This is a genomic window from Caldimonas tepidiphila (assembly GCF_003569765.1).
In the GTDB taxonomy this organism is placed as follows: domain Bacteria; phylum Pseudomonadota; class Gammaproteobacteria; order Burkholderiales; family Burkholderiaceae_C; genus Caldimonas; species Caldimonas tepidiphila.
Map to the genome: position 1 here is coordinate 1 of NZ_QXMG01000127.1, position 4862 is coordinate 4862.

5 protein-coding genes are annotated in these 4862 nt (G+C 72.1%); 4 read left to right on the forward strand and 1 reads right to left on the reverse strand.

Annotated elements, in window-relative coordinates:
* The coding region (locus D3A59_RS24570; protein ID WP_157991702.1) for a transposase at nt 1-288 on the forward strand (288 nt) is incomplete at its 5' end.
* 233 nt (nt 289-521) lie between these two features.
* Here D3A59_RS24570 and D3A59_RS24575 read toward each other — a convergent pair.
* Complete coding sequence (locus D3A59_RS24575) at nt 522-1490, reverse strand: MBL fold metallo-hydrolase (protein ID WP_119157932.1); 969 nt, start codon at nt 1488-1490, stop codon at nt 522-524.
* A gap of 158 nt (nt 1491-1648) precedes the next feature.
* Between D3A59_RS24575 and D3A59_RS24580 the strand changes: the two genes are divergently transcribed.
* The 3 genes from D3A59_RS24580 to D3A59_RS24590 all read left to right on the forward strand — a co-directional run bounded on the left by D3A59_RS24580 (nt 1649) and on the right by D3A59_RS24590 (nt 4830).
* Complete coding sequence (locus D3A59_RS24580) at nt 1649-2047, forward strand: TraR/DksA family transcriptional regulator (protein ID WP_119157933.1); 399 nt, start codon at nt 1649-1651, stop codon at nt 2045-2047.
* A 181-nt stretch (nt 2048-2228) separates the two neighbouring features.
* On the forward strand, nt 2229-4364 hold the full coding sequence (locus tag D3A59_RS24585; protein WP_170162394.1) for a serine/threonine protein kinase: 2136 nt from the start codon (nt 2229-2231) through the stop codon (nt 4362-4364).
* A gap of 46 nt (nt 4365-4410) precedes the next feature.
* Nucleotides 4411-4830: an extensin family protein gene (locus D3A59_RS24590; RefSeq protein ID WP_119157935.1), complete on the forward strand. Its 420-nt coding sequence runs from the start codon at nt 4411-4413 to the stop codon at nt 4828-4830.
* The last annotated feature ends 32 nt before the right edge of the window (nt 4831-4862 follow it).

Here is a 4862-nt window from a genome sequence, read left to right on the forward strand (position 1 = left end):
GACCGCCGAGCCAGCAGGGAGTTGCTGGCCGAGCACGGCTGCAAGGACGGCATCGCACGGCGCGCGCTGCCAGGCGAGCCACTCGGCCAGCGCGCCGAGGCGAGGAACAAGACCATCAACCGGCGCCGCTCGCGCGTCGAGCATGTCTTCGCCGGGCTGTGGCACCTCGGGGGCAAGACAGTGCGAGCCATCGGGCAGGCCCGCAATGAACTTGCCATCGCGATCAAGTGCGCCGTCTACAACGTCAAGCGCCTGACGTGGCTGAAGGAGAAGCTGCCGGCCTTCTGAGCCGCCGGCCGGCCCGCTCGCCGGGGCCGGTGTGGGGCTCGCAACACCTGCCTCCCGCTCTTCTTGGTCCCGCCGCTGCCTGCCTTACCTGTGCGCGCCTCGCTGCGCATCAGCCGAGATCCCGCTCAGCTCACGTCTCGCTCGAAAACCGGTTTATCGAAGTTCCCTACAGGCCCGTTCCGATCCGCCGGATCACGTCCGGCGTCCATCTCCCTTCGCGGGCGTGCTGTCCTTCAGGAGACGGCCCTTGCAGCCGACTCGCGCTGCCTTTGCCGCCATACCGCGAGGCCCTGGGCGTTCAGCTCGATGTCGAGCGCGAGCAAGTCGCGAACCGAGGCCTCGTCGCCGACGGGGCCGCAGCGACGCCATTCTTCCAGATAGAGGGCTTCCAACCGGTCCTGCAGTTCGTGGTCCCGGCTTCCATCGAACGGCGCCTCCAGCGCGACGCGCACCATCGCGTCGACCTGCCGCAGTGTCAGCGCGGCGAGTCGTTGTACGTCGCCTGTTGCGCCGAAATGCGTCAGGTACACCCGCTGCGGATCGGCTTGCAGCAGGCGCTCGATCGAGCGCCGCATCGCGTCGGGCTCGAATTGCACCGGCGTGCTCGAAGGGATGATGTGCCGGCCCTGCGCGCTGAGCAGTTCCTGGTAGCCGATGCCGAAGGTGTCGCCGGTGAACCAGCCGCGGCTCGCCTCGTCCCAGATGCAGTGGTGATGCCGGGCATGGCCAGGGGTGTCGATGAAGCGCAGGGGGCGCCCGGCGAGCTCCAGAGTGTCGCCATCGGCCGGGGACACGATCCGCTGCGCGGCGACCGGCTCGATGGTCCCGTAGTCGCGCTCGAAGACAGCCTCGCCGTACACCGCCCGGGCGCCGTCCATGAGCGCCGCGGGGTCGACCATGTGCCGCGCGCCCCGCGGATGCACGACCAGCCGGGCGTTCGGGAGGTGTTGCATCAGGCGGCCGGCTCCGCCGGCATGGTCAAGGTGCACATGCGTGACGATCAGCCAGTCGACCGCATCGGGTCCGAGTCCCTGTGCCTCCAGGGCCGCGAGCAGGCGGGGGACGGCATGGTTGGTCCCAGTGTCCACGTAGGCTGCGCGCCCGTTCTCGACGATCAGGTAGGCCGCATCGAAGCGGGGACGGTGAAAACCGGTGTCGATGACGGTGATGCCGTGGCCGGCGGATTCGAGGAAGTCGAGCATGGCGAAAAGTCTCCGGAAGGTTTTCTTTTGCCGCAGTGTAGGGGGTCGGCGCCTGGCGGGCAGAGCGCGGCAGGCGCGCCCTGGGCGGGAACTCCGATTGCCTCCGCATCTGCACAGCCGCGCCGGTGCCGGCCGGCCTTCATTCAAAGGAAAGTGACATGTCCGTCTTGACCGATGAACAGCTCGAGTCGCTCGCACGCCAGCTCGACGAACGGGAGCAGCAGTTGCGGGCCGAAGTGCGCGGGGCGCGGGAGGAGGCGCAGATCCAGCAGGAAATGGATGCCGGCGTGGTCGGCGATACCGGGGACGTGGGACAGGCCAAGACGCGTGACGACATCGGGCATGCCGAGATGGAGCGCGACGTCGAGGAGCTGATGGAGATCGACGAGGCGAAGCAGCGCATCGCGGACGGCAGTTACGGAGAATGCGTCGACTGCACGCAGGAGATCGGCTACGCCCGGCTGCGGGTGCAGCCCGCGGCCAAGCGGTGCACCGAATGCCAGGAGCGCTTCGAGCGGGTGCAGAGCACGACCGCCAGCCCTGCGGCGCGGATCTGAGCCTGCCCATGGCCCGACAGGAAGGACGGACTCCGGACGGCTCCGGCCGGCTTCATCGCCCCCCCGGGTGGGGGTGGCCCCCGCAACAAACACACACGCCTCGGACTCGGGGCGGGGGCTAAGCTGGCAAGTCGTTTTCCCGCTTCCCATGTCTTCGAGCCGTCCTCCCTCATCCCCCGCCTTGCTGCAGCAGCCGGCGGAAGTCCGGACCCTGGGGCCGGGCCTCCGGCTGGGCGAATACGAGATCGAGCGCGTGCTGTGCGAGGGCAGCGACAGCATCGTGTACCTGGCGCACGACCACGGCCTGCAACGGCGGGTGGCGCTGCGCGAGTACCTGCCCGCGGGGCTCGCGGGGCGCGGTACGGGTGGCGAGACCGGCCTGCTCGACGCCCGGCACGCCGACCTGTTCGCGCTCGGGCTGCGCGCCTTCGCACACGAGGCGCGACTGCTCGCGCGCTGCGACCATCCCGCACTCGTCAAGGTGCTGCGCTACTGGGAGGCCCGCCACACCGGCTACATGGCGATGCAATGGCTCGACGGGGAGTCGCTGCAGGCGAGCCGTGAGGCAATGGCGCAACCGCCCGGCGAGAGCTGGCTGCGCAGCGTGATGCTGGACCTCGCGGGAGCGCTCGAGACGTTGCACGGGGCCTTCGCGCAGCATCGCAACGTGCATCCGGGCAACATCCTGCTGCAGGCAGACGGCCGTCCCGTGCTGCTCGGCTTCCATGCCGCGCGCCGGGTGCTGGCCGAACACGGCGCCGCTGCCGCCGACGGTCTGGCGGGTCAGGCGTACGCGCCTCTCGAGGCGCAGCCCGAGGGGCTGCATCTCCAGCAGGGACCGTGGAGCGACCTCTACTCGCTGGCCGCAGTGGCCTACTTCTGCCTGACCGGGGAAGTGCCTCCGTCCCCCGCTGAACGACTGGCCGCGGGCGTGGCCCGGCCGCTCGGCGCGGCGGTGCGATCGCTCTACCAGCGGCATCCCGGGCTGCAGTACAGCGCGGGTTTCATCTCGGCGCTCGACTGGGCGTTCGAGTTGCAGCCGCAGGACCGGCCGCGCAATGCCGCCGAGTGGCGGGCGGTGCTGCTTCAGCTGCAGCCCGGGTCGCACGCGCCGAACACTGCCGCGTCCCCCGCGCCTGCAAGGGCAGCACCGCAAAGGCAGGCGCCCGACGAGTCGTCTCGGCCCGCCCCGGGCTTCCCCGGGCTTCCCGCCCGTGTGGGCGCGGCACTTCCATTGCACTTCCCCGAGGGCGCCGGTGCAGCCGCGATGCGCATGCCCCGCCCGCCGCAACAGCCTGATGCGCCGGAAAGTAGCGCTGCCCGGCGGCCCGAGGCGGGAGCGGAGCGCTCCGGGCCACCCATTACCGGGGCAGCGGCGCCGGGCGGAAACGGAGCGGTGGCGTCTCCGGAGATCCGAGCCGGGCTCACCGCTGCGCGCGAACCCGGCTGGGACGGGACGCCCCCGTCGACATCGGCTCCTGCTGGCGCGCCGGAGCCTTCCGAGGAGGCGGTGCGCGCCGCGCTGGCCGCGGCGCTCGATTCCCTGCCGCAGCAGCCTCCCCGGCGCGACAGCAGCGGCATGCGCCCCGGACCGGGCCCGCGTGCTCCTGCTGCTGCGGAACGGCTGCCGCGCCGGTGGCTGTGGCCGGCCGCAGGCGTCCTGGTCGCGATGGCGATCGCGGCGGGCTGGCAGTGGAAGCAGCAGCGCGAGGCCCAGGACCTGTCGCGCGCGATGGCGGGATCGCCCGCACCGGCAGGGGAGGGGAGCGCCGATCTCCCGCGCGGCGAGCGCGATGCGAACGGGGCCACGGCCGAGTTGCCGGTACCGGGCCGCGATGCCGCCGTCGCCGACATCCCGCCGGCTCCGCCGCCGAGTGCCGATGCGCAGGGCGTCGCCACTGCCGAGAACCCGGGCCGGTCGCAGGAGGGGAGTGTGCCGGACCCGGTGCTGGCCGCGCCCGGTCCGCAGCCGCCGGTGGCCGCAGCCCGCACCGAAGCGCCGGTCTCGTCTGCTGCGGTGAGGGCCGAGGCGCGCGAGATGCGCGAGGCTGCGCCGGCCGCCGCCAGTCCGGTGACCCGGGAGCAGCGCCGCTCTCCCGATCCCGAACCCCGGCGTACGGCGGAGGCGAAGAGTGCGCCCCGGCCTGCGGCGAAGCCGGCCGAGCCGGCGCCGGTGCAGTTCAGGAGCCCGCGGGCTGCCTGTGCCCCCCGCGAGCGCTTCTCGCTCTACTACTGCATGCAGCAGCAGTGCGCGAAGCCGCAGTTCCGCAGCCATCGCCAGTGCGTCGCCCTGCGCGAGCGCGACGAGATCGAGTGAGCCGCGGCCTTACCGGCAGGCACGGACGCTGCCGGCGGTCGGGACGATGCGTCTGCGGACCGCCTTCCCGCTGCTCCTGCTGATCCTGCTCGGCCCCGGCACCGAGCGGGAACGCGCGCCCTTGCGCCTTCCCGATCGCTGGAATCCCTGGGCGCCGCTGTCGGTCGCCGACGAGCCGAACCTGCTGACCCGCTACAAGCTCGCGCGTCTCGGCGAGGACCGGGCGCTGTGCCACGCGGCGCTGGCCAGCGCGGAGATCCGCCACGAGACGCTGCCCGACCGGATCACCGGGGAGGGCTGCGGCTTCCGGGACGCGGTGCGCATCGAGGCCACGGGCCTGCGCATCGGCAAGCCGCTGGCCCTCTCGTGTCCCGCGGCCGTCGCGCTCGCACTGTGGGAGCGGCATGTCCTGCAGCCCGCGGCGCAAGGGCACTTCGGCCGTATCTATTCACCCCCGGTGAGTTGAAGAGGACGAAGCGGTGCGCGGCCGAGGTGCAG